General features: G+C 61.4%; 15 protein-coding genes and 2 pseudogenes. 4 read left to right on the top strand and 13 right to left on the bottom strand.

Going from position 1 to position 25,003, the window contains the following annotated elements:
* Nucleotides 1-44 precede the first annotated feature (44 nt).
* Nucleotides 45-1,133, top strand: coding sequence for a hypothetical protein (locus tag P3H15_RS43755; RefSeq protein WP_276143008.1), 1,089 nt, complete (start codon nt 45-47; stop codon nt 1,131-1,133).
* Between the two features lie 356 nt (nt 1,134-1,489).
* On the top strand, nt 1,490-2,341 hold the full coding sequence (locus P3H15_RS43750; RefSeq protein WP_276143007.1) for an IS630 family transposase: 852 nt from the start codon (nt 1,490-1,492) through the stop codon (nt 2,339-2,341).
* 637 nt (nt 2,342-2,978) lie between these two features.
* Here P3H15_RS43750 and P3H15_RS43745 read toward each other — a convergent pair.
* The 8 genes from P3H15_RS43745 to P3H15_RS43710 all read right to left on the bottom strand — a co-directional run bounded on the left by P3H15_RS43745 (nt 2,979) and on the right by P3H15_RS43710 (nt 16,788).
* Nucleotides 2,979-4,541 (bottom strand): class I adenylate-forming enzyme family protein, encoded by a 1,563-nt coding sequence (locus P3H15_RS43745; protein ID WP_276143006.1) that lies wholly within the window; start codon nt 4,539-4,541, stop codon nt 2,979-2,981.
* A gap of 816 nt (nt 4,542-5,357) precedes the next feature.
* Complete coding sequence (locus P3H15_RS43740; RefSeq protein ID WP_276143005.1) at nt 5,358-6,314, bottom strand: MBL fold metallo-hydrolase; 957 nt, start codon at nt 6,312-6,314, stop codon at nt 5,358-5,360.
* A 159-nt stretch (nt 6,315-6,473) separates the two neighbouring features.
* Nucleotides 6,474-7,961 (bottom strand): aldehyde dehydrogenase, encoded by a 1,488-nt coding sequence (locus tag P3H15_RS43735; RefSeq protein WP_276143004.1) that lies wholly within the window; start codon nt 7,959-7,961, stop codon nt 6,474-6,476.
* 88 nt (nt 7,962-8,049) lie between these two features.
* Entirely contained in the window at nt 8,050-10,173 is a 2,124-nt protein-coding gene (locus P3H15_RS43730) for a hydantoinase B/oxoprolinase family protein (RefSeq protein WP_276143003.1), read from the bottom strand.
* A complete protein-coding gene (locus P3H15_RS43725) occupies nt 10,170-12,248 on the bottom strand; it encodes a hydantoinase/oxoprolinase family protein (protein ID WP_276143002.1) in 2,079 nt (692 codons plus the stop codon). The genes P3H15_RS43730 and P3H15_RS43725 overlap by 4 nt, the downstream gene beginning before the upstream one ends.
* A gap of 992 nt (nt 12,249-13,240) precedes the next feature.
* Nucleotides 13,241-14,071 carry an enoyl-CoA hydratase-related protein gene (locus P3H15_RS43720; RefSeq protein ID WP_276143001.1) on the bottom strand — a complete coding sequence of 277 codons (831 nt, stop codon included), beginning with the start codon at nt 14,069-14,071 and terminating at the stop codon, nt 13,241-13,243.
* Nucleotides 14,068-15,765 (bottom strand): AMP-binding protein, encoded by a 1,698-nt coding sequence (locus P3H15_RS43715; RefSeq protein WP_276143000.1) that lies wholly within the window; start codon nt 15,763-15,765, stop codon nt 14,068-14,070. Before P3H15_RS43715 ends, P3H15_RS43720 begins: the two co-directional genes overlap by 4 nt.
* Nucleotides 15,766-15,951: 186 nt before the next feature.
* A complete protein-coding gene (locus P3H15_RS43710; protein ID WP_276142999.1) occupies nt 15,952-16,788 on the bottom strand; it encodes an enoyl-CoA hydratase/isomerase family protein in 837 nt (278 codons plus the stop codon).
* A gap of 1,700 nt (nt 16,789-18,488) precedes the next feature.
* Between P3H15_RS43710 and P3H15_RS43705 the strand changes: the two are divergent.
* Nucleotides 18,489-19,015, top strand: a pseudogene (locus tag P3H15_RS43705) (IS1380 family transposase); the annotation flags it as partial.
* A 7-nt stretch (nt 19,016-19,022) separates the two neighbouring features.
* On the opposite strand, the gene P3H15_RS43700 reads toward P3H15_RS43705, so the two are convergent.
* From P3H15_RS43700 to P3H15_RS43680, 5 genes and pseudogenes are all read right to left on the bottom strand, one after another.
* Nucleotides 19,023-19,784 carry an SDR family NAD(P)-dependent oxidoreductase gene (locus P3H15_RS43700; RefSeq protein ID WP_276142998.1) on the bottom strand — a complete coding sequence of 254 codons (762 nt, stop codon included), beginning with the start codon at nt 19,782-19,784 and terminating at the stop codon, nt 19,023-19,025.
* Nucleotides 19,781-20,059: a hypothetical protein gene (locus P3H15_RS43695; RefSeq protein WP_346348847.1), complete on the bottom strand. Its 279-nt coding sequence runs from the start codon at nt 20,057-20,059 to the stop codon at nt 19,781-19,783. The genes P3H15_RS43700 and P3H15_RS43695 overlap by 4 nt, the downstream gene beginning before the upstream one ends.
* Before the next feature lie 51 nt (nt 20,060-20,110).
* Nucleotides 20,111-20,948 (bottom strand): annotated as a pseudogene (locus tag P3H15_RS43690) (3-hydroxybutyryl-CoA dehydrogenase).
* A gap of 553 nt (nt 20,949-21,501) precedes the next feature.
* Entirely contained in the window at nt 21,502-22,242 is a 741-nt protein-coding gene (locus P3H15_RS43685; protein WP_276142997.1) for a class II aldolase/adducin family protein, read from the bottom strand.
* Nucleotides 22,243-22,365: 123 nt separating this feature from the next.
* A complete protein-coding gene (locus tag P3H15_RS43680; protein ID WP_276142996.1) occupies nt 22,366-22,716 on the bottom strand; it encodes a nuclear transport factor 2 family protein in 351 nt (116 codons plus the stop codon).
* A gap of 868 nt (nt 22,717-23,584) precedes the next feature.
* Between P3H15_RS43680 and P3H15_RS43675 the strand changes: the two genes are divergently transcribed.
* Nucleotides 23,585-24,958 (top strand): FAD-dependent oxidoreductase, encoded by a 1,374-nt coding sequence (locus P3H15_RS43675; protein ID WP_276142995.1) that lies wholly within the window; start codon nt 23,585-23,587, stop codon nt 24,956-24,958.
* Nucleotides 24,959-25,003 lie beyond the last annotated feature (45 nt).

Here is a 25,003-nt window from a genome sequence, read left to right as displayed (position 1 = left end):
AGAAGAGAATCGATGCGCGCCCATCGCGAAAGGTCACCACATCTATGACAACGCAGTTGCTGCGCCTTACCGGCGATGGTTCCCCTGAGAGCTTCTATGAGTTCTCGGAGCAGGCGAATCTCGGAGACGGGCTGCCACTGATTCCTCCGACTATTGAGCGCGTCGATGCGATGCTCGCGACGGTGGATCGTGCGCGCGATGAGAACATCGGGACTCTCGGGCCCCGCGGGGGGCTGGCGACCGTGGAAGCCATTGCAGCAAACGCCGTCATGGCTGGCTGCAGCTCCGACTACTTTCCAGCGGTGCTGGCGGCCGTCGAGGCAGCAGCTGACCCGGCGGTCAGGCTGGAAGACATGGGCGTCAACACCAACCCCATTACCCCTTTTCTGGTGATCAATGGGCCGGCTCGGGACGCGCTCGGGGTCAACTATCGGGCTCAGTGCTTCGGCATCGGAGGCCGGGCCAACGCGACCATCGGCAGAGCCCTGCGCCTGGTGATGATCAACATCGCGGGATCACTGCCCAGCATCGTCAGCAAGTCGACGCATGGGTCTCCCATGCGATACACGATGTGCATTGGTGAGTGGGACGAGCGAAACCCATGGGGACCCTTGCACGTTCAGCGCGGGTTCGACCGTGACGAGAACTGCGTGACGGTGCTGAGCGCGAACTCTTTCGTCGAGGTGGGCGATCCATGGAGCTTCTCCGCCGAATCGTTCTTGATGGCCATCGCCAACAGCATGAAGGCCACTTCTGGTTCATGGCTGACCGTCGGTACGGCGCCGATGACCGTCGTGCTTAACGCGAACTGGGCGGATATCATCTACCGCGCAGGATACAACGACCTTTCCGATGTGAAGCAGTACCTATGGGAGCACAGTCAAGTGCACCTGAGCGAGTTCGCGAAGGAGTGGCAGGAGAAGTTGATCGGAGGTTCGCGACTGACAGCCGATGGCAGCCCCAGCGGCGAGGGATACCTCCTGTGCGGCGACATGGTCCCAATGACAAGCAAGCCTGAAAACTTCAACATCATCGTGGCAGGGGGCGAGACTGGTATACATGCGATCGTCTGCCATGGATGGGCGTTCGAGCGTCCGGCCACGCGATCGTTCATCCTGCCGACTCACCGCTGACCTGAGCAAAAGAGCAAAAGCGTGCCAGCGGGCACCGGCGATGTGCGGCCCCAGCCGAACCACATCCGCAGGCCGGGTTCGGTGATCCACTGCCGTAGGTGCGTCGATACCCGCGCCGGCGCCTAACAGTGCCCTACCGGCAGTCCGCGGTCGAAGCGTCTTGCCGGTTTGTCTTCGCGATGACCTGGTCCGCGGTCGTGGTCCACATGGACGGCACGACCCAGGTGCTCGAACCGTCCACGGTTCTATCACCGGGGGATCGAAGGACCCACCGACGCGCCCCGTTCTCCGGCGCCCGCCGAGGTATTCGCCGTCGCAGGTCGCCGCAGTGAAGGCAGCCGTCGCAGGTCGCCGCAGTGAAGGCATGGGCCTGTCAGCTTCCCACCGAGCATGAGGTGCCCCTGTCGCGGTGGAGCGCCCCGGAGTTGGCCCGGCAGTTGTTGATCGACGGCATCAGCGCCTCGGTCTCGACGGTCCGACGCTGGCTCGCGCAGGACGTCCTCAAACCCTGGCGGTACCAGTCGTGGATCTTTGTCCGGGACCCGCAGTTCGAGACCAAGGCGGCCGTCGTCCTCGACCTCTATGCCCGCAGGTACGACGGCGTCGAACTGGGGGCGGACGAGTACGTGATCTCCGCGGACGAAAAACCGTCCATCCAGGCCCGCCGGCGCTGCCATCGCACGCAGCCGGCCGGCCCAGGCCGTCCGATGCGCGCCAATCACGACTACCGCCGTGGTGGGGCGTTGGCATATCTGGCGGCCTACGACGTGCACCGGGCGAAGGTGTTCGGCCGGTGTGAAACCACGATGGGCATCGCCCCGTTCACCGCGCTGGTCGATCAGGTCATGAGCCAGCAGCCGTACGCCTCTGCGGAGCGGGTGTTCTGGGTTGTCGACAACGAGTCCTCGCATCGTGGGCGGGCCGCGATCGATCGGCTGGCCGCGAGGTATCCGAACGCGGTGATGGTCCATACCCCGAAGCACGCCTCCTGGCTGAACCAGGTGGAGATCTACTTCTCGATCATTCAACGCAAGGTGCTCTCGCCCAACGATTTCGAAGACCTCGATGCTGTCGAACGGCGACTGCTCGACTTCGAGGACCGGTACAACACCACCGCGGTGCCGTTCAAGTGGCGCTACACCACCGCGGACCTGCACCGACGCCTCGAACGACTCGACCACCACGACCGAACCCGACAAACGGCATGACCCCCGACGGATTTGCGAACCCAACCACTTAGTCATGGGTGCGCTTCTCGACTGAGCCAATCCGCATCGGATCGGTTCGGTCGAGTGCCTGGATCCACGACTTCCAATCCACACAGAGCACGCCTGCGTTCTCCGCTGGCGTGAGACACAACCCGACGATACCGGTGACCTTGGCGGCGAGTTCCAGTTCGGCCCAGCACTTCTGACCGCGCCAGGGTTTGACACTGCACTCACGCCGCGGCCGGGTGGTTGTCAACTCCCAGATGGACGCTGAGCAGTCGACTGATCCAATGGGTTACCCAGTGCTTCTTCGGCGACGGAGCCAGCGACGCGACCACGACCTTCGCACAGTCGACAGTGTGAGGCCGACCCGAACAGGGGTGCGTTGACCAGACCGGTCGATTCCACCTTGCTCTGCCGGCATCGCCACAGGGTCAGCGTCGGCCGCGACGCCCTTCCGTTTGCGCGATCTGTGTGGTTGATCTCTCAGCCGGCGACAAGGAACATCATCCGCGCTCGCCGCGCCACGTCGGCACTGGCGCGGTCTTCGACCGCGCCAGTGCCGTCAACTCGTCCCGGTTATGCAAAGCCAAAGGCGTAATTCACACGCCGCGGTATCTCAAATCTGACTACCAGACTATTGTTCCGACGCAGCGCTAGCGAGAGCCTCGCGGAGCTTTCGTCGGAGATACTTGCCTGAGGTCGATTTCGGGATCGAGTCCACGAACTCGATCTGGCGGGGGCGCTTGTAGGAACCGAGCGCGACTGTGCAGTGCGCTGTTAACTGCTCCGCGGTTACGGATGCACCTGGGTCACGCACGACCACCGCTGTGACGCGCTCCCCCCATTTCGGATCGGGAAGTCCGATTACACAGACCTCGGCAATTCCGTCCAGTCGATCGAGGACGCCTTCGACCTCGGCCGGATACACATTGAGTCCACCCGAGATGATGACGTCCTTCTGCCGATCGACCACGTAGTAGTAGCCGTCCTCGTCGACGTAGCCGATGTCGCCGGTATGAAGCCACCCACGCTCGATCGTGGCAGCGGTGGCTTCCGGATTTCGCCAGTACTCCTTCATGATCAGCGGGCCGCGCAAGACAATCTCTCCCTGTTGCCCGGGCCCGAGCGGCTCAAGATCCGGACCAGCGATCATTGCCTCGACACCGATGGTCGGTTTCCCGACACTCGAGGGACGGGAATTGATACCCTCAACGCCGTCCGGCTGGATGTTGAAGCCACCCGCCTCGGTTAGCCCGTAGCCCTGCATCGCGGTAATCCCGTTGTCCTGCAGCCATCCCAGCATCGACTCCGATACCGGCGCACCTCCGATGGCAACGAATCGCAGCGACTTCAGCGCTGACACGCGATCACCGAAGGTAGTCCGAATCATGTTCCATGCAGTTGGAACACCCGGCGCGATCGTGACCTCGAAACGCTCGATCAACCGAACATACATTTCGGCGTCAAAGGACTTGGTGAGGACAACCGTGAGACCCTGACTCAGCCACGGATAGGTGATGGACACCAGTGCACCCGTGAAGCACAACGGGAAGGGAACAATGCCCTTGTCGGTGTGCCCGAGGTTCCAGGTGAAGGTCATGGTGTAGGCGAGATGCTCGAGATTGCTGTGGGTGAGCACAACACCCTTCGGCACGCCGGTCGTTCCGGACGTGAAGTTGATGAGAGCCATGTCTTCGGGACCGACGTTTGGGAGTTCGACTTCTTCGGAGAAATCCGGAAGGACGCTCGCATTTAGTGAGCCCTCGAAGAGCGGGCCGTCTATTCCAACCCATCTCGCCACCGAGACATCTGGTCGGACGCTGGCAATCACTTCGGAGAAGTGGCGCTCCGACACCACCGCGGCAGGCTCGGTGTTTCCGAGCATCCAAGACATCTCGCGGGGAGTCACGAAGGTGTTGATCGACACGAACGCTGCGCCCGCTCGATGCACGCCGAAGAACGTCACCATGAACTCGATCCGGTTCGTCATGAGACACGCAACTCGGTCTCCCCGACTGACGCCTTGGTGCGCCAGAAACTGTGCGAACGCAGTCGCGCGAGCATCGAGTTCCGCATAGGTCACCGTCTCCTCGCGGCCGTCATCGTCCACGTAGACGATTGCGGGGTGATCCGGATGCCTGCGCGCCCAAGCGGCAAGCCACCGCGAACTGTCCGTCAGCATCAGGAGTTCCTCCATGCCTCTCGATAGTCTTTACCGGTGCTACTTTGCCGACCATCGGACGGTTTGTCAATCGTCGGTCAGTTCATCGAGAGCCGTTGACCGATTCTCGAAAATACTGCGCCCCAGCCGATAACAGCCAATCGACACCGTTCCAACACGCTCGCTGCGAGGACGTAATGTGCGGTCGCATCTCGCCAACTGCGGCGACGAATCTCCTCGTGGCCAGCATCCATCGTGGACTCGGCATTGCAGACCTCGTTCGGGTCCGGTTGCCCACCAGGACAGAAGAGTTGAACAGAAGGGCCCAGTCGAAGGAAACGAATGGCGTCCGGCACCCAGCATCCGTGTTGGACGAGCTGCGCCGAGTCGAGACGACACAAACAGATGCCGACGAGACGAAGCGCCACTCGTGCGCACTCCAGGGACGGGTCTGTGCGTACCCGACGAGGGCGACGTGCGTGCGGAACGACTCCGCCGCACGACACTTCACAAGCGCTGCGTAGAAGGATGATCCAGGTGGGCCCATCGATCGATCACTCCTAAACCATGGACCGCTGAAGCTCGGAGCCCCGCAACGGCATACCCCTGCAGCGCTGGTCTTCACACCGCCCACGGAAGGGTTGGCCGCGCGGCAACCCTTGCGCCGCCGACCGGGACGGTTGCGTGGACACCAGCCGAGGTGCACCACCACCGCGGGCTCCTACGGCCCGGCGAGAAGAGCGAGCTGATGGTCCTGCACCCTTCGACAGACAGAAGCGTGCCTGTTTCGTGTCGGAACACAAACCAGGCACGCTTTATCTCAGGCATGATCCCGTTCGACCGATCAGCTGCTCAATCCATGGCCTCGAACTCGCGGCGACCGGCCAGATCGGTCACCGCAGCCAGATCGCGAGCGACCAACTCCTCGAGATGCGCTTTGGTCTCCATGGCGGCCATGCCCTGGTTGAACACGTCAAGCGAGTCGAAGGCACGCTCATGCCGTGTCCACTTCAGGTCGCGAGCCACCGTCAACGAGGTGGTGAGTCCCCGATTCCGCAAGGAGGTGAGGCAAAGAGCCAGACGTGACTCGTGAAACGCCAATAACTCGTCCGCCCGGTCATGTGTCGACGGAGCCACCGGACCGTGAGCAGGCAGGATCCTCATATCCGGCAGGTCGCGGATCTTGGCCAGCGACGTCATGAACTGGCCGAGGGGCTGGTCGACCGGCGACACCGTGTAACCGATCGACGGAGTGATTGACGGGAGAACATGATCTCCGCTGAACAGAAGACCCTCAGCCCGAACGGCATACACGTAGTGACCTGGAGTGTGACCCGGTGTGTGCACTGCGTCGATCGTCCGCTCGCCGACCTTCCAGGTGCCGTCGCCCTGGATCCAGGTGTCGGGCTCGGCCCAGTGCGAAGGATCGTGCCGCAAATCCTCGTCGAACCGGCTCCACTGGTCGGCCAGTTCTGTCGCACCGGCAGCCCGAAGCTCGGCCTGGAAAGGGCCGACGTGCGCCGAGGCGTCGCGGAGCAGTTCAAGTGCCGGCTTCTCCTCGATGCCCATTATCACCTCAGCGCCGTACTCGTGCCCCAGGACGGCCGCCATCGTGAAGTGGTCGCGATGCACATGGGTGACCAGAAAGCGTCGAATGTCGGCAAATGTCGCTCCGATCAACTTCAGCGAACGTGCAAACTGCTCACGTGCGACCGGAATCGCCCACCCGCCGTCGACAACGGTCAATCCGTCGTCCGCCTCCAGAACATAGACGTTGATGGCTTTCAAACCGTCCAACGGCAACGGCAACGGGATTCGAGTGATTCCGTCGGCAACCCTCCACGAACCCTCTACTGCCCAGTGCTCCCCCGAGTCGGGCGAAATGGACTGTTCGGCGACCAGTTGTTGTCCAGCGCTCACTTAACCACCTCGAATACGTCCTCTACTACTTGGGCTGATCCATCCTGCTCAGATCAACGAGTACCCTGTCGGGGCCTGATCGCCACCGAGGATCGTCTTCACCTCAAGGTAGGGCAGCAGGCCTTCGCGACCTCCTTCACGGCCGACACCAGACTGCTTGAACCCGCCGAACGCAATACCGAAGTCTGCCTTGAAGGCATTGACACCAACGGTACCGGAACGCAGTTGACAGGCAACGGCCTGAGCACGGTCGACGTCCTGAGTGAACACGGCAGCGTTCAGCCCGTAGATGGTGTCGTTCGCAATCCTGACCGCATCGGCCTCATCGTCGGCAGGAATGACGCTCAACACCGGGCCGAAGATTTCTTCCTGAGCAATCGTGTGAGAGTTGTCAACCTGCGCGAACAGCGTCGGTTCGATGTAGAAGCCGCGATCGAGATGCCGAGGTCGCCCACCACCGGTCACCAGACGCGCGCCTTCGGCGACACCCTTGGCGATGTAGCGTTCCACGCTGTCGCGCTGCCGGCTCATTCCGAGCGGGCCCATCTGTGACTCCGGATCGAACGGAGAACCGACACGCACGGCGGAGAAGTTGGCAGCCAGCGCTTCGGCGACTGCGTCGTGGAGGCGGCGAGGAACGATGACCCGCGTCAACGACGCGCACACCTGTCCGGTTTGTAGGCATTGCGCTGCAGCCAGATTGGAGGCCGCAGCCTCGATGTCCGCGTCCTCGAGGATCACCGCCGCCGACTTGCCACCGAGCTCAAGCGTATAGCGCCCGATTCGTTCGCCCAGGACCGTTGCAATCCTCCGACCAACGGCGGTCGATCCGGTGAACGAGATCTTGTCGACCCGAGGGTCTCGAACGAGACGCTCGGACACCTCTCGATCTGCGGTAACGATGTTGAGCACGCCAGGCGGCAGCTGCAACTCCTCAGCGATCTCTGCGATGAGGTAGGTCTCCCCCGGGGCCTCGGGCGGGGCCTTGACGACCACCGTGCATCCCGCGAGCAGCGCTGGGCCGATCTTGTGGATCATTTGGCTCAGCGGCCCATTCCAAGGAAGGATCGCTCCCACCACACCGACAGGCTCACGTCGAAGAAGAGCGAAACCACTTCCCGCAGAGGGCCGATGCTGCTCTTCGAACGGGAAGGTCCCGGCCAGATCTGCGTAGGAGTCCAAATTGCCGATCTCCGACGGGAGATAGGCCGTAGCCACCGACTGCAGAATCCCGGACTGGCGCGGCCAGATCTCGGCGAGATCGCCGGCGCGATCCCGAAGCGCCTGCGCGAATCCTCGCAGGTACTCCGCACGGCGGTCCGGCGAGAACCGCGGCCAGGGACCCTCATCGAAGGCCGTTCGGGCCGCCGAGATGGCCCGATCCATGTCAGCGGCCTGCGCCTCGGCGACAGTGAGAAACACCGTCTCGGTGTCGGAATCTACGACGTCGATCGAGGCGTCTGATGACGGCTCGACCCACTCTCCGCCTATGAAGAACTTACCGGAGTGGCGAACCAAAGCAGCAGTGGCGGTCATGGGTTCCTCCTGTGGGGGTATCCGACACGGCACGGGAGCTCGCCTGTGCCGGTCCGGTAGGTTTCGGGGCCTGTCGAATCATGTTGGTTCATTTGCCAACCGAGGTCCAGCGCTCCGGTGCCATCTCGAAGGACCTAGGGGCGCCCTCCAGCACCGTTTCGACGTGGAGCGCGCGCCCGGTAGCCGGATCCAGGTAGCTGCGAGTCGCCACTCGTTGTCCGCCGGTGGGCTGCTCCCGCTTCACTTCCAGCACAGCGCAACCATCGGACCAATGCCTGGGCGCCTGTGCAAGCACGGTTCCGCTCTCGGAGCTGTAAGCGTAACCCTCGCACTGCGTCACACCCCAGTAAAGGGGAACCGCTGACGAAGGATTCATCGGGGGCGCGTTCTCTGGACGGCAGACAGGCGGAACGGATCGCGCCAAACGGTCTTTCAGGATCTCCGCGCGCCGAATCTCAGTCGCGCCGAGATCAGCATTTCCGTCGGCGTCGAGCACCACGCCGTACACGTCGCTTGCTTCGTCGATACCGAAACGCGAAGTCCTGATGTCCTCAGCGACCTCCGACGGAACACGCGCCAGCGGATCACCGAAGCCGCCGCCGGACGGCAGGCGCATTTCCCAGAAGTCACCGGGACGGATAACGGTCCCGTCACTGTTGATGTCCAGGCGTTCGGGCGGGCCGTCCTGCCGGAACACTGTGAAACGAGTGTCCGCGCCCGGCAAACCACCTCCGAGACCGGGTATCGGCATGTACTGGGTCTCTGCCAGCGTGGTGCAGACGATCTCGTCCACACCATGTGGCTGCCACCGGATCTGCGCCCCGCCGCCGGCGCGGAGTGCACCCGCGCCTTCGACCCCGTTGCGAACACGACGTTCCGCGAAGAGGAGTGGATACCAGGATTCCAGAACCTCGATATCCGGGATTGCTCCTTCCTCTTCGTATCCCAGCGTGTTTCTCATCAGATCTCCGCCATCACGCGCAATACCTGCCGCGGCCCCGACCAGCATCCCGTCGATTGCGATGTACGCGTCTCGCTGACCGTCGCCTTGAGCCCAGGAGAAGAGCGAGATACCGATTCCCTGGCAGCCATCCGGTCCGACGAGGAACTCTCTCAGAGAGGAGTTGGGGGAGGCTGCGATCGCAAGCATGACGGCTTGGAGGGCGAGATCCGCTGCGCGGTGCGCGACATGCATGTGACCGGCGGCGTTCGGCGCGGGCTTGTTGCAATTGACGATGGACCCGGGAGGACATTTGAATTCGATCGGCGCGAACAACCCGCCGTTGAACGGAAGATCACGTGTGAATCGCTCAACGAAGAAGGACATGAACTCCGACGCGATGATGTACGGCTTCGAGTTGAAGAACCGATTGACCTGCGGCGCTGCACCCTCGTAGTCGAACTCCATACTGCCACCGGTGATCGTCAGCTTGCACGGGATATAGTAGAACTCCTCATGAAATTCCACCCATGTGCTGGTTCTGTAGACACCGTCCTCGAGCTCGCCGATTCGCCTGCGCATTTCGCGCTCACTTGCGACCTGCAGACCTCGCACGCTGCTGTTGAACGTCTCCGGTCCCATGCTTCTGGCCAGTTCGGCGAACGCCCTCGCACTGGCGTGGGTGCCGGCCACCAACCCGCGCAGATCCATTTCCACCAGGTCCGCCATGCGGACGTTGTTCAGCAGTACGTCCCAGAACTCACTGACGTCATGCCCATCGCGGAACATCCGCACTGGAGGGAACCGAATCGATTCCTGGTAGCACTCAGTGGCCTGCGGGGCGAAAGAGCCCATAACCATGCCGCCCATGTCGATCATGTGCGCTGAAACACCTACCCACGCAACAAGTTCCTCATCGACAAAGACCGGGCGAAGGATCGCCACATCCTGCGGGTGCAATCCGCCGCCGAGATGTGGTTCGTTGCAGAAGAAGACGTCTCCCGGGACGATCGTCCCCTCGAAACGGCGGATGGTCGCCTGGACCGATTCGCACACGCCGTAGAAGTGCATGCGAACCGACCCCCCACCGACGATGAGCCTTCCCTCGGCATCAGTGATCGTCGCGGAGTAGTCCTTCGACTCGGTGATCGCGGGTGCGACGCTGGTATTCTCGATTACCAAGGCACCCTGTTCTGCGATCGACTCGACCCGCGACCGGAAGATCTCAAGGCTGATGGGATCGATCTCGACATTCTCCAGCGAAGTACTCATTCACTTGCCTCCAATACGAGCGTGCGGTCTGCGCGGAGATTGGCAGCCCAATTGTTCGGTACCCAGATCGTTGTGTCGGTCGAATCGATCAGGGCAGGCCCAGCCAGTGTTTGACCCGGGTCGAGCTTGCTGAGGTCGTAGACCTCCACATCCACAGGGTCCTTCGCCCGATCGATCTTCACCGCCCTCGTACCGTCGGGAACCGCGATACTGGTCTCCGTACTCGAAGTCGCTCGACTGTGCGCATTTCCACTATCACTCACAGGTGCCCCGACACCGATGCCTCGAATCGACACGACCTCGATCGGAGTCTTGAGCACGACCGAACCGCCACCGTACCGCTGGGTGTACTCGCTGAGAAAGCCTTCCAGCAACCGGTCCCGAGCCGCGTCGTCAAAGGGTCCTGCTGGGATGGCGATCGACAGCTCGTGGGTCTGCTTGGTGAACCGGAGGTCGGCCTCGAATGTGATAGTGGCATCGTCGGCCTTGACTCCGTCAGCGGTCAGATCGCTGCGCAACAGCTCTTCCAGCTCCGCCATGGAGGTGGAAACACTCTCGAGGGGAACAGGCATGGGGCTGAGCACGTTCCGGAGGCGTTCTCGGCGTACGTTGGCCGTCGCTGCCCCCGACGCCGACAAGACCGAGGCGAGGTCCGGAACAACGACGCGCGGGATGTGTAGGGACGAAGCAATGTCGGGAGTGAAGAGCGAGCCGCTGCCCCCATAGCTCAGGATTGCGAACGTCGTCGGGTTCAGACCGAGCGATGCAATGCGTCCGCGCATCGCTCGCGTCATACCCGACAACGCCAGTTCGCGAATACCCCAGGCCACTTCCTGAGCTGTCATGTTTAGCCTTGTGGCCAGAGTTTGACAGGCCTGCAGTGCTGCGTCTGCATCGAGATGGAAGCCGCCGCCCAGGAAATGCTCAGGCGAGATGTAGCCCAGTACGACGAGCGCATCGGTAACCGTTGGCTGCGTACCGCCACGCCCATAGCAAGCTGGTCCGGGCACGGCCCCCGCCGACTTCGGCCCGACCCGAAGCATTCCGCGGTCATCGATCCACGCGAGCGAGCCGCCACCAGCACCGATCGCCTGGACATCGACGATCGGCAAGGCAGTCCAGACGCCCATGAGATCGCCACGCGCTCTCCTGGCGGCAGCGCCGGCCCTCACAACCGAAACATCAAAAGAGGTGCCGCCCATGTCACCAGTGAGCAGATTAGGCATATCTGCGGATTCACTGAGCGCTGCTGCCGCCGACACGCCGGCGGCCGGTCCGGACAACGCCAGCAGCAGCGGAAGCCGACGCGCCTCAGGAACGGAGATGGTGCCTCCACCTGAATGAACGACCAGGAGCGGCGCCTGCATTCCCTCTTCTTTGAGGCGTGTTTCGAGCTGTTCGATTCCCGCGAAGGGGCCGGAGACGTAGGCGTTGAGGACGGCGTACGTGGTTCGTTCGTACTCGCGCGCGACGGGATGAAGGTCCGCGCCCTGTACGACGAGTAGATCCGGGTACATCTTCTGGACAATCGCGGCGGCGCGCTGCTCGTGCTGTGGGTTAAGGACGGACCAGAGAAACGAAATCACAATGGCTTCGGCTCCGCGCTCCTCCACCAAGATCCGGGCGCCTTCGCGCACGGAATCCTCGTCGAGCACGGACACGATCTCGCCGTTGCGGTCGATTCGTTCAACGACGGGGAGAACCATGTTGCGCTCCAGTAGAGCTGGTGTGTGCAACCATCCCTCGTCGTCGATCACCTTTGCGCCTCGCGCGGCGAGCATCATCTCCTCGAAGCCTGCGGTGGTCAGCAATCCGACCGAGCGACCGGTCCGTGAGGCCAGGGTATTGGTGATAGCAGTCGTGCCCAATCCGAACCGCGCCACGCGCGGCAGTAGTTCTTCAAGCGGCAGCCCGCGGCGCTGAGCCGCCAGCCCTACTGCGTTGAGAACGCCCTTGCCGAGGTCTTCCGATGTCGTCGGGGCCTTTGCTCGCCAAGATGCTTTTCCTTCGAAGATGACGCAGTCGGTGAACGTGCCGCCGACGTCAACGCCTATCAACAGTTCCTGAACGCTCAACGTGTTCCCCAATTCTCTTATCGAGCCACCCTTGCGGGCTCAGATCGTCCGGTAAATGAGGGGCGCTTCGCGTGGCGACTCGGTCAGTGGCCTGAATCCCATGCACATCGGCGAATGGCCGCACATACGCACCTCTTGAAGTCGAGTGACGCTGCGAAGCATGGCGCGCGTCACATCAAACCTTCTGAAACCTTAGCAGTATCCGTCTCACTGGACCATCCTCAATTTTGGACGGTTGTTTCGTGCCTGACAGCCCTTCCCGGTGGCCGTGATCAGGCCCGATCTTCGCAGGGTGATGCAGCCCGATTCGCAGAGAACCAGAGTCTTCGTTCTTCGTTCCAACACACATTCGCGGCCAGGCGACGCCGAGCTGGTCGCCCGCGGTGATCGCGTCGCTGCGGATGCGCCATTCCAGCAATATGTCTCACTGCGCGATGTGACACGTCGTCCTAGATTGTCCCTGAGACGGCACCGAACGAGCGGTGTTGCGGATGGGACATTTATTCGAGATCGGCACCTCGGCGTCGGGCATCCGATGCAATTGAATGAGCGCGAGCTGGTGTCACGCTGGCGCGGCGATGTTCCGAGACGCTGCAGTGCTCAGCAGCGGCCGCCGCCGGCTGGTATCTGCGCCACCCCCAAACTGGGGGCATGGAGCACGGTGGCTTCGCGCCGCTTCTATCGGCGCGCTTCGACTTAAAGCACGGCGCAGACCGGATAGTCCTATGTCCACAGGCTCGAGACCGGTTCGCTCCGCAAGTCCCGGCGCCACCGTCACCAGCCCGAAGCCCGCAGATTTCGGCACGGCGGGGCGCCTTGTCGAGCTGTTTCGCCAACAGTTGTCGCCAGAGGTCGCGACCCGAGACCAGGGACGAGGCCTCTGGTTCTCCGGCTGTCGCGCCTGGGCGAAACCCCGGCAGCCGAAGAACCAGAAAAGACCTCAAGTGCCCAGACAGCATGCTCGGCCTGAATACTCCGGCGATCAAAATCTGCTACGAGTCTGCTGTAGTTGACGGATCAGGTCGCTTGTCCGGAGAGTGCGTCCGGAGCGAGATGGCGGCACGCAACCCCTGTTCGTCGCGTACCCGAACGAAGTTCTGCATGGCGTTCGATCGATGTCCGAGAACATCCATGAGTACCCCCGCGTTGATCATCTCGCGGAAGCCCATCTGATCGTAGATCTGGTTGATGAGCCGCTTTTGGTATCGCAGAATCTGCGGATCGGTGAGCGCGATCTCTCCGGCGAGCTTCTGAACGAAGCCCTCGAGCTCATCCAGCGGTACGGCGTGATTGACCATACCCATTTCGTGCGCCTGTGTGCCGGAGACGGATGCGCCGGCAAACAAGAGTTCCTTCGTCTTGCGGGGACCGATGGTGATCGGCCACAAGCAGAGTTCGGGTGGATAGCCGATGCGCTGGGTCTGTCCGAACTGGGCGTCATCCGCCGCGACGATGATGTCGCAGAATCCCGCAACGATTCCACCGCCCGCGTAACAGTAGCCGTGAACCTGAGCGATGGTGGGCTTCTTGCATCGCCAGAGTTGTTCGAACGTTTGCTCTTGCCATTCGATCCACTCAAGGTCCTCTTCCAGCCCCAAACGCAGGAAGGCATCGATGCTTTCGTCGAGGTCATAGCCGGTGCAGAAGGACGTTCCAGCTCCGCGGACCACGATCACCCTGACATCTGGGTCACTCTCGAGTTCGCTCAAGGCCAATCCGAAGTCGGTGACCATCTTCTCAGTGATCGAGTTGAGCTTCGCGGGACGATTGAGAACAAGGTAGCCGACAGAACCTTGGCGCTCGATGAGGATCGTTGAACTCATTGGGTGGCCCCTTGCCGCGAGTCTTCCTGAACCGCCTGGGCGGGATTGCTTTCCGAGAGCAGTTTGACCAGTTCGAACTTCTGGATCTTTCCGGACGATGTTGCTGGCAGTTCTGCCAATGTTTCGAGCCGCTCCGGCCATTTGTACTTGGCGACACCGTGCTTTTCGAGGAAGCGACAGATTTCGGCCAAATCGATGCTCGACGTTCCTCTCGGTGAGATGAACGCGCACGCCTTCTCTCCCAGCCGAGCGTCGGGCATGGCAACGATCGCCACTCGTTGGACCGCTGGGTGTTGGAGAAGAACCGACTCAACCTCGGCTGCGCTGTACTTGTAGCCGCCCCGGTTGATGACTTCCTTCTTGCGGCGTTTGAAGCTCAGACGTCCGCGACCGTCCAGAGTTCCGACATCGCCCGAGGCGAGCCAGCCTTCAGGGTCGATAGAGGCAGAGGTGCGCACTGGATCATGTGCGAACCCCAGGCAACGATGGGGTCCGCGGATCCAGAATTCGCCTTCCTCCCCTTCTGGAAGAACGTTGCCGTCTTCGGAGCGGATCTGGACCTCCACCTCGGGGAGCAGCGCGCCGTCGCTGGACGCAAGTACTTCATCCGCGTCCGTGGGGCGGTTGAAGGAGGTGATGAAGCCTTCGGTCTGCCCGTACTGCCGCAGGACGACACACCCCAGGCGTTCGCGAGCTGACTTGACCAACCCCGCCGGAATCAACGCTCCCCCAGTCACAAACCATCGGAAGGAACCCAGTTGCTCGGGGCTGACGTTCTCGAGCGCGCTCAGCTCCTGCAGGAAGGGCGTGGACCCGTGCGCATATGTGCACCGGTGGCGCGCTATCAGTTCGGCGGCCGACGACGGTTCCCATTCGGCCTGAAAGACGAGGGTCCCGCGGATCAGTGCGGTCATGAGCGTGCCGATCCCGTAGCCACTTCCGTGCCCGAAGGGTGAGGCCATGAACACGCAGTCGGTTTCGTCCAGATCGAGGAGCCGAGCCGTCTGGCGGAAGCTCGCCAACATCGAGTTGGAACTGTGGACCACGGCCTTCGGCGCCGCCTCTGTGCCGCTGGTGAACATCACGCATGTGGGATCGCTGGGTGACACCGCCACATCCCGGCCCGGTTCCTCGCGGATCAGGTCCTGGAAGGTCTCGATTCCCTCACGCGTGGTGTTGCTGATCGAGATGACGGTTCCCAGGGACGGAACGTCGCGTGATACTTCGATTCCTAGTTCGTCGTGGTCGTACTTTCGATAGACGCCAGGGACGATCAGCGCTTTGGCATGGCAGTGGTTCAACATGTAGGTGAGCTCACCGCGTCGGAACGCTGGAACCATCGGATTCACCACTGCGCCAATGCGTGCGATCGCCGCAACCGCGACCATTGCCTCGGCGCGATTCGACATCTGAACTGCGACGACGTCGCCTTTCGCAACTCCTCGACGTTGAAGGGCACCGCCGAGTCTTGCGGAGCGGTCGCCGACCTCCGCCCATGTCAGTTGCCCACCGAGAGAGTCGACCACCGCCAGCGCGTCTGGACGCTCTGATGTCGCTCTTGCAAAGATCGATGCGACGGTTTCGGTGGTCGACCAGAGGCCTGAGGTCTGGTAGCGAGCGACCAAATCAGGCCCGTAGGGGGCCAATTGGGATGCCAGGTCCGGGGTACTCGGCGACGTGTGTTCGACGGTCATGAGCTGACTCCTACTGGAGAACTATCGCGATACGTGCTCAGGCTCCGCGCTCGGCGTGGCCGCTTGCATCCGGGTGACCCGACCCGTGGGAAGTTGACGTTCATTGGAGGTCCTAGGTTCTGGGTAGCAGACAGGTTGTTGATTCGTGAGCGCGTGCTGAGGGTGCTCACGAATCTCACAATCACTTCAGCCGAGGGTGGAGGGGTCCCCGTCCAGCCCGGTGTGGGCGATCTGGGCAAGATTCAGGAACTCGTATGCGACGCCGGCGTCAAGGGTTTGGTTCAGTTGCGTCGCGACATGGCGATTAAGCAGTCTCTTCGTCCACGCGAGTGCAAATGCGGAGCGACGCAGGAGCCCGTCGACGAAGTCGTTCGTCACGGAGTCGAGGTCTGCAATCGGGACTGCCCTGTTGATGATTCGAGCTTCGGCGAGTTCCTTGGTGGAGAGTGATCGCGAGAGCATCATGTACTCTTTGGCCAACGGAGGGGTCATGAAGAGCGGAATGAGGGCTCCCGCGCCGTCTCCAGGAGCAACGCCAAACGGTGTGCCGGTCCGGGTGCCGTCGGAGGCCACTACATCGCCCATGCTCAGGTGCCCATCGGCAACAACCGCGTCGTCGCGCGCGATGACGAAATCGGCGCTGAAGAGAATACTTTGACCGAAGCCGATCGCGTCGCCGTTCACCTTTGCGATGATCGGCTTCTCGATCTCGGTCATCATCTGATGGGTACGTACGATGCCGGTGCCGACATTCCATGCACCATTCGGGTTCGCCAGACGTGATGTCGCTCGACCTGACTTGTAGTACTCAAGGGAGGGTGGAACGAGGAACTCCCCGTCTGTCTCGCCGGTAATCACGATTACGCGGACGCTGTTGTCGGATCGCAATTCCTCAAGCGCCAGCGGAATGTCCATGTGCGGATCCGCGGGGGGGTCGAGCTTGAACAGTTCCGTCAACGAACGCAGGCGAATGGTGGCAACCTGGCCACTCTGCGTAACTTCAATTGCTCGGTAGTCCTTCACATTACCTCCGTTAGTGGGTTCAGTTCACCTCGACCGGACATCGGCGCGCCAGCTTTGACGATCCGCAGAGACCTTGACATCTCGTCTGTCCGACACCCTATCCCAGTTCAGGTGAGATGTGAAACGATTGGCGTAATCGTCTCACGTACTTGCCTGGTGGCGATATATCGGCCCACCAGCGATCATCCTGCGTTTCACGAGGCCGCCCGCCCGCTCGGGGCCACCGATCGCAACAGGAAGCACCTCAGGTCGGTGACGCGACGACCGCACCACGATGCACCCGGCCCCGCGCAGCGCCGCCTTCACGTCAGGGGCCCAGCTTTTGCCTCAGCGTGCCCAGATCTGCTGCTACTGCCCCATGATCGGCATCGGGCCCAGTTCTCCTTCACGGTTCGAACACGGGTCGACAGACCTGCTCGACCGCGAGCATCGTGGATGTCCGGCACGACAGGCCGTCGATGCCGAGACAGGCTGGGCACACCCGGGTGGATGTCAACTCCGCAACCCCACACTGACCAGGGCTCGATTGATACTGTGTTCATACATGTCGCATCTCCCTAATTGTCATGGAGACCTGAGCACCTCGGTGGCGTACTCCTCGCCGCCTTCGTCATTCATCACCGCGTCCGCAAACAGCAGACGCGCTCTAGGCCGTGATCCTCTCCGAAACCTCGAATACGAGCCATGCTGATTGCCGCTCCTTGCCACCGCCAAATGCTTGCCATCCAGGCCGGATGGGCGTATGTCTCATTGATCGCTGGATGTGCCCTATGACACAAACGATTATTAGTTAGTAATTTAGAGGTTCCGGCGTCGCCGGTCAACAACCGGTTTCGACGCAGGGATTGCGCAACTCCTTGTCTCACTTATCCCCGAACGCCTCCCGGCGCGCATGAAAAGAAGCCGACGCCGTTGCCTCCTTGAACCTGGCAGCGATGAGATTCGGGGAGCCTTTCGCACGTGCGCGTGATTCGTTTGCACGTCGGAGCTGATGAAGCCCGGTGTTGGAGGAGGATGCAATGCTCGGCGTTGACCCGGCCACTCGGGAATCGGTTGCGGCTCGCGGAGCGTGATCGAGTCCGGAGGGGATGGCGCGGTTGCCATGACAGTTCAGACCCGAGACGTCGCCGGTCCGCGACCCCAGGCGTTCACGCAATCTCAGTCAGTTTGCCACTAACCGCTGCGTCACGGCGCGCAACGCAGGAAACCATCCAACCATTCCGCAAATGAGTCAATAGATCTATTAGTCTCACGGACTTCTGCCGCCCGACGTGCTCGTGACCCTCTCAGGTCTGCGTTCGTCGAGCGACTCCAGGGGAGCGCAACACAGAGTCATCGTCCGCGAAGGTATGACCGGATGGTCCTCACACCCACACCCGTCGACCGAGAGGCACCTAATGCGCGATCGCTATCCGGCATCGGCGCACACACCGCGACACCCTCGACACTCACCAACGCCGACCTCATCAATGCCTCATCGCGGAGCGCACATAGCCAACCGCCAAGCCGAGACGTGACATGACGTGAACGACGCAGGGCTCAAGTCTGGGTCCACCGATGTGGTGTCAGGGAAGGTGAGTCGAAACGTCGAGATGCCCCTGCGTGCTGAAAGAATTGGACTCCTCACAGAACTAGTTCAATCAACACGAAGAGCATCTCTAGGGTGCGACTTTCCCATACGCCCGGTGAAGGCCGCGGCGATCGTCGGCCAACGCCTGCGCCGCGGTGGCTGCGGATCCCCGCGGCGGGCATCCCGGATGGTCAGCGACGCCCTCGCGACTGTCCGCCACCAGCGCCCGCAGGTGTCACCGGGGTCTGTGTTGGTGCGCGCTGGCGCCGACGTCTCGGTCACCGTGCGGATGACCGCGACGGTGAAATCGTGGATCACCGCCATCGACGAGGATGCGTGGATCCCGATCGACTACACCGACGCCGTCTACGACGAACAGACCGGCCGGTGGATCTCCCGCGCTGAGGTCGCCGAGATCGACTTCACCGCCTTCACCCGGCTCGCCTCCGAACGGACACCGGGCCGGCTGGTGGTGCGCCGCATCCCCGACCTGAACCCCAGCACACCGACGGTCAGAGCACGTTGTTCGACACCTGGCGATTCCACGCGTTCTTCACCACCACCGACCCGGCCGTCCTGGACACCGTGGCCGCGGACAAGGTCCACCGCGGGCACGCGATCATCGAGCAGGTCCAAGCGGACCTGAAGAGCTCCGCGCTCTGCTTCAGGAGATTGTCACACCTCCGTCGACCACGATCGTTTGGCCGGTTACATATCCAGCGGCGTCCGACGCCAGCCAGACCAGAGCGGCGGCGAGTTCGACCGGATCCCCCAGACGCCCGAGGGTCATTCTCGGTGCGAGGGCGTCCAGGTACCCGTCGGCGTACTGGTCCGTCATTTCGGAGGCGAAGAATCCCGGGGCGATGGCGTTGACCCGGATCCCCTTGCGCCCACCCCACTGTTGCGCGAGATCGCGGGTCAGACCGACGAGACCAGCCTTGCTGGCACTGTACGCTGCCTGTGGAAGTCCTGCAGTGGTGAGGCCAAGAACGCTGGAGATGTTAATGATAGAGCTACCCGGCTTCATCACCTTGCCACAGGCCTGTGCCGTCCAGTACGAACCATTGAGGTTGATGTCGATCACCGATCGGAACTCGTCGGGGGCCTCACGTGTCGCCGGAACCGCGGTACCAACACCGGCATTGTTCACGAGAACATCGATCCGCCCGAACTCGGCGATCGCAACGCTGATCAGTTCCTGGCACTGGTCCGGATCGGCGATGTCAGTCGCGACGACCAGCGCGCGACGACCAGTTGAACGTACGAGTTCAGCTGTATCTTCGAGCTTGTGGGCGCGACGCGCAGCAAGTACGACGTCCGCCCCTGCCTCGGCAAGGGCTGCGGCGAATGCGACCCCGAGCCCGGAGGAAGCCCCGGTGACGATCGCCACGTGTCCGTCGAGACGAAACATGTTGAGGATGTTCACAATTGTTCTCCTACGGTTGGGTTAGTTTGCCACTTCGCAACGCCGTCATCGACCAGAACGACAAACGCCGGCGATGTATCCAACTTCGTCGGACGCGAGCAGGCCGCGGCGGCGATATCGGACGGTTCGACGAACCGTGAGATCGAGTCGGCGAGCTCGGCCCTCCCGTCGGAGGTCGATACAGTCATCCGCGTGGTGACGTTCGGCGAGATGGCGTTGACGGTGATGCCAAAAGCTGAAAGTTCCTTCGCCGATGTCTTGGTGAATGCAGCGATCGAGGCCTTTGGAGGCCCTCGCGGACAGCCCTTCGACCGAACGCTTAGCGCCTATAAGTAGGTGTAGAAGCCGCGGCCAGTCTTGCGGCCGAGTCGGCCTGCGTCGACCATGCGGCGCAGCAGCGCCGGCGGGGCGTGGTGCGACTCGGCGTACCGCGACTCCGCTGCCGCAAGCGCGACGTCGAGGCCGACGGTGTCGAGGAGGCTGAATGGGCCCATTGGGTAGCCGTAGCCGCAGCCGCCCTTCATCGCCTCGTCGATGCCCTCGGCGCAGGCCGTAACCCGACTCAGGCATCCGCACTGCCTGGCACAGGTACGGGACGAGGAGCGCGTTCACGATGAAACTGGCGCTGTCACCGGCCTGGACGGTGTTCTTGCGCAGGGTGTTTTTCGCGTAGTCGGTGACCGCGATGGCGGTCGCCGGGGACGTGACGAGGGTGGAGATGATCTCCACCAGCGGCGTCACGGGCACCGGCTTGAAGAAATGTACGCCGACGACTTGTTGCGGACGCTCCGTGGCGCCCGCTACCTTGATCACTGGGATCGAGTACGCGTTGGTGGCGAGGATGCCGGACGGCTTGACGATCTTGTCGAGCATGCCGAAGATTTCGTGCTTCAGCGACTCGATCTCTGGGGCAGCTTCGATGACGAGGTCACGATCCGCGAACTCCTCAATGTCCAGGGTGAGGCGTACGCGGGCGGCCGCGGCGAAAGCATCCTCCTGGGTGCTTTTGCCCCTGGCGACAGCACGGGAGTCGGACGAGGTTATGCGCTGCTGCGCGGCGTCGGTGTACTCCTGCTTGATCTCAAGCACCAGGACGTCGCTACCGGCATGTGCGCACATCTCGGCGATGCCTGCACCCATGGTGCCACCACCGATCAGTTCCATAGTCATCTCTCCATACATAGTTCATATGTTCCAGGGCAGATGCGACAATTGGTCCATTGCGCCGCACAACATTTCTGCGGAGCCACGCGCAGGGCCCCATGTCTCCCAGACGGCGCTCTGGTCCACACCGTCAGCAGTCCGAATGGCAAGCCGGTGCGAAACATGTCTCAACCGACCGAGCCTAAATGAAATTGACGGCGGCGTGCACTTGACTTACGTGTCTTACGAAGAACCAAGAGATCCTGAGTTTTGCGCACCGAGGTCGACGCACGCACGCCGGCTTGAACGAAAACGCCGGGGTCGGCACCGACTGTCAGTCGATGCCGACGGCTGGGCGCACAGCTCAACGGTCGCAACACGCGGTGTGCAGGCTCTCCTCCGCCAACGTTACGACGGGTGCACTCCCCTGTCGAAAAATCGGAAAACGCTGCAGGGGAAGCCAATCTGATGCTCTCGTGGAGTAAGGAGACGGACCACACCGCGCAATATTCACGCCCAGCCGCTTCCTCGCTCGCGATGAGGCAGCGTCACGTAAGCCGCGTCGAACCCCTGCTCAATCCAGAACCGCATCACCATTTGCCAATACCTGGCGAGCGGCACCGTTCCAGAAGTAGAAGTGATTGTACTTCTTCATGATTCGCTTCATCTCACGACGCGGGGCCTCCGGCACCGTAATCGGCTTCCTGCCACTGGCCATTGCTTCGTAGTTGAACTTGCAAGATCGTTCAAACGAAAAGAATCGATACGTCGCTTCTTCGATGGACTCGGCGAAAGTCAGAAGGCCGTGGTTCGCGAGAAGCACCACGTTTCCTCTTTCACCGACCGTGTCGGCCAGATGGCGACCGCTCTCAACGTCATTGATACCGCCAGTGAACTCGTCGAACAACACGACTTCGTCGTCGAAAATCACTGCCTGCTGCTCAATTATCTCCGGGATCATGTGAAGTGAAGAAAGGAGTGTCGAATAGTGCGGATGGTTGTGAATGATTACCTTGGCATCCGGGCGGCGACGATGGATCTCGGTATGAATGTGAATCGCGGGCGTGACGTCTAGATTCCCTTCAAGAACGCGTCCGTCAGCATCGAGAAGGAGCATGTCTGAGGCTTGAAGCTCAAACCACCACTTCCCATATGGCGTCGACAGCATCGTTCCATCGTCGCGCATCTCTGTGATGTGGCCGGCCACATCCAGTGCCATATGCGCGTCGGAGATCATTCGCGCGGAGAGTGCAATCTTCTGCTGCGCGGTGAGATCACGACCGACAGGCAGAACCTTTGGAAAGTTCGAATCCATTGTGTGCTCCTTCATCTCGGCCTGAGGTAAAAAGTGGGTTCTACCTGAGGTCACATTTCCGTCTAGAACCAGGCTGTTGCTCGCCGCAGCGTGAACTTCCATCCCTCATCGGTTCGAATCAACTCATCTTCGTAGTGACCAACCAATCGACGGTGGCTCACCGGCGTTCTGCGACCGTTTGAAGCAGGCCAGAGCGGATATCTGCTTCGCTTCGTCGCCATCCATGGTCACGACGGCATCAGTAGTCGTATGCAGTTGCTGACGCCGCGGACGGGCCGCCACTTCCTTCAGCGCTTCGCAGCCCTCTCGCACGATCGGACCGCTCGGCCCAACCGTCTCGAACCGTCCGTCGTCGGTGAAGATGGACACGAACGTGTCGACGCTTCCGTCGTCTACCGCCCGGTTGTAAACCGCCGAAAGTTCCCTGATCGCCTGAATATCCGCCAGCCGTGGAATGTCCTGTCCCGTATGCACACACCCTCTCACGCTAGCCGCCGTGGAACTCAATTTCCGTCACCTTGAGTGCCGATTCCGATAACCAGAACCGAGGCCGCCGCCAGTGTCCCGCCAGATGAGGCAGCACGATAGATCGTCCCAGTCGAGACGGTAGCAAACTCCCCCCGACGATTCCACCGTCTAGAAGGCAAGCTTTCCCGGCAGATTGCCTTGTCAAGACCGTCATCACCGCACCCACCACGATTTGTCGGCCTACACAAGGCCGCTTCGCAGAACCGCCGCCTCGATCCTGCAACTTTATCTCGACCGACAGGTTCCACTCAGCTAGAGTGACGAACCGTGAACTCGTCTCACAGTTTCTGGTTGAGTGGCCGATGATGACGACCTCACTGGATCACCTTGATGCGTTGTCTGAGCTGTACGTCTACAAGTCGAGCCTGCCGGTGTCTATCAGTCGGACGGCGAGTCCGGATAGCCCTTGAGCCCGCGAGTTCCCCGATCACGGCGATCGCCGCCTATAGGACAGGCGCCTCGCACGAACACAGGATCGATTGTCCCACCGTCCTCCAACAACGCAGGTCGACGGCAGCACTTTCGAAACGATGCCCCGCTCGATGATCTCGCGGTCAAAGTCGAACGCAACCGAGTCGAAGTCCAAAAGTCGATTCACCTCGGGCCTCGGGCGCGCTCCGAATCCACCTAAGCTAAGAAGGCTGAGCGATTAGACTTCGCGCGAACCGCACAGCAATCCGGAACGGCCGACAATGATCTCGAGTGCGCGCAGTCCCACATTGCCCGGACGTCCGTAAAATAGAACTAGATTTACTGAGCCTCAATAGCACAGCAGAGAATACTGTTTCATTTCGATCTTAAGGAGGAAACTACCATGCAATCCGAAACGCTAGTTGCCGACGTTGTTGTCATCGGCGCTGGACCGGCTGGCGGATCCGCGGCCATTGAAGCGGCCCGAGGACGCGCAAGTGTGATTGTCGTCGAGACGACAGGCGAACTAGGCGGTAACGGCGCTTTCTCAACTGGATACGTAGCACTTTCCGGCACTCCCTTTCAAAGCGAAATTGGCGTGCAAGACAGTGTTGAGAAATTCGTCCACGACATGGAACGCGAGGTTCGTTCTCTTGAACCCTCTTTTCATCCTGAATTCGATCTGGATCTCGCGAAGAGGTATGCGACCGAGTCGTCGGATGCGTACCAGTTTCTCGTCGATATCGGGATTAGATTTCAAAGGATCATCCCGCGACCCCGACAGCACACGACCCCGCGGCTCCTTACGCTGACGGATCCGACTGAGTTCCGGACGGCATTCGAAGGCGAGTTCGAGGCTCTCGGGGTTAGGGCGTTGCTCCGTCGGTCGGCGACCAAGTTGACTGTCGGTCCATGTGGTCGCGTGGACGGTGTGCTCATCTCCTCAGGGAGCGAGGAAGTTCGAGTAAGCGCGAGAAAGGCCGTCGTAGTTGCCGCTGGCGGATTTTCCGCAAACCCGGATATGCGTCGTAAGTATCGGCCACTCGATGACCCCTACGCCCCGTACGTGGGACTAGATACTGCCGACGGCAGCGGCATCCTGATGATGCAAGAGGTGGGTGCTGGAGTCGTGAACATGGATCTGATCCCCCAGTATCTTGAGGGACCTTCCCGTTTCATGGAAGACTGCATTGCGATCAGCGGCGAGGGACGTCGTTTTTTCGACGAAGCGGGCCCTTACCTTGAACGGGTTGCGGCATTGAGGGAGCAGCCTGGCGAGATCGGATACTATCTATACGACGCAACTGCGGCGGCGCGAAACAGGCAGCATATCTCAGAACTGTCAGGCCGTCCGAAAGAACTTGCAACGTTAGAGCAAGTTGAACGGGTAATCGGATGTGATCCGAACGCAGTAACTGAAACGGTCGAAAAGTGGAATAGACTGATGTCGTCGGCCGATGACCGGGATCCCGACTTTGGTCGTGTGACCTTTCCATTCGACCGAGCGCGGATCGAGACGCCGCCCTTCACGGTTATCCCGATCACGGTCGGAATCGGAAACACAAACGGGGGCGCTCGAGTCAACTTAGACCTTCAAGTGCTCGGCGAGGACGGAGCTGCGATTCCCGGGCTCTATGCGGCGGGCGACTGCGCAGGAACCATGAACGCCGCGATGGGACTCGGAGGTGTCCACATTGGATCGGCAGTGACATTGGGGCGGATCGCGGGGCGCAACGCAGCGGCTACTAGACCGTCGCCGCTAGGTGGTGGGATATAGGTGGCGGAGTTTGATGCGGGCGTCGTCGGTGGTGAAGTGCCACTG

Source organism: Rhodococcus sp. T2V (genome assembly GCF_029269925.1).
In the GTDB taxonomy this organism is placed as follows: Bacteria; Actinomycetota; Actinomycetes; order Mycobacteriales; family Mycobacteriaceae; genus Rhodococcus_F; species Rhodococcus_F koreensis.
The sequence above is the reverse complement of the archived record's forward strand: the minus strand, read 5'-3'. Positions and strand labels throughout refer to the sequence as shown.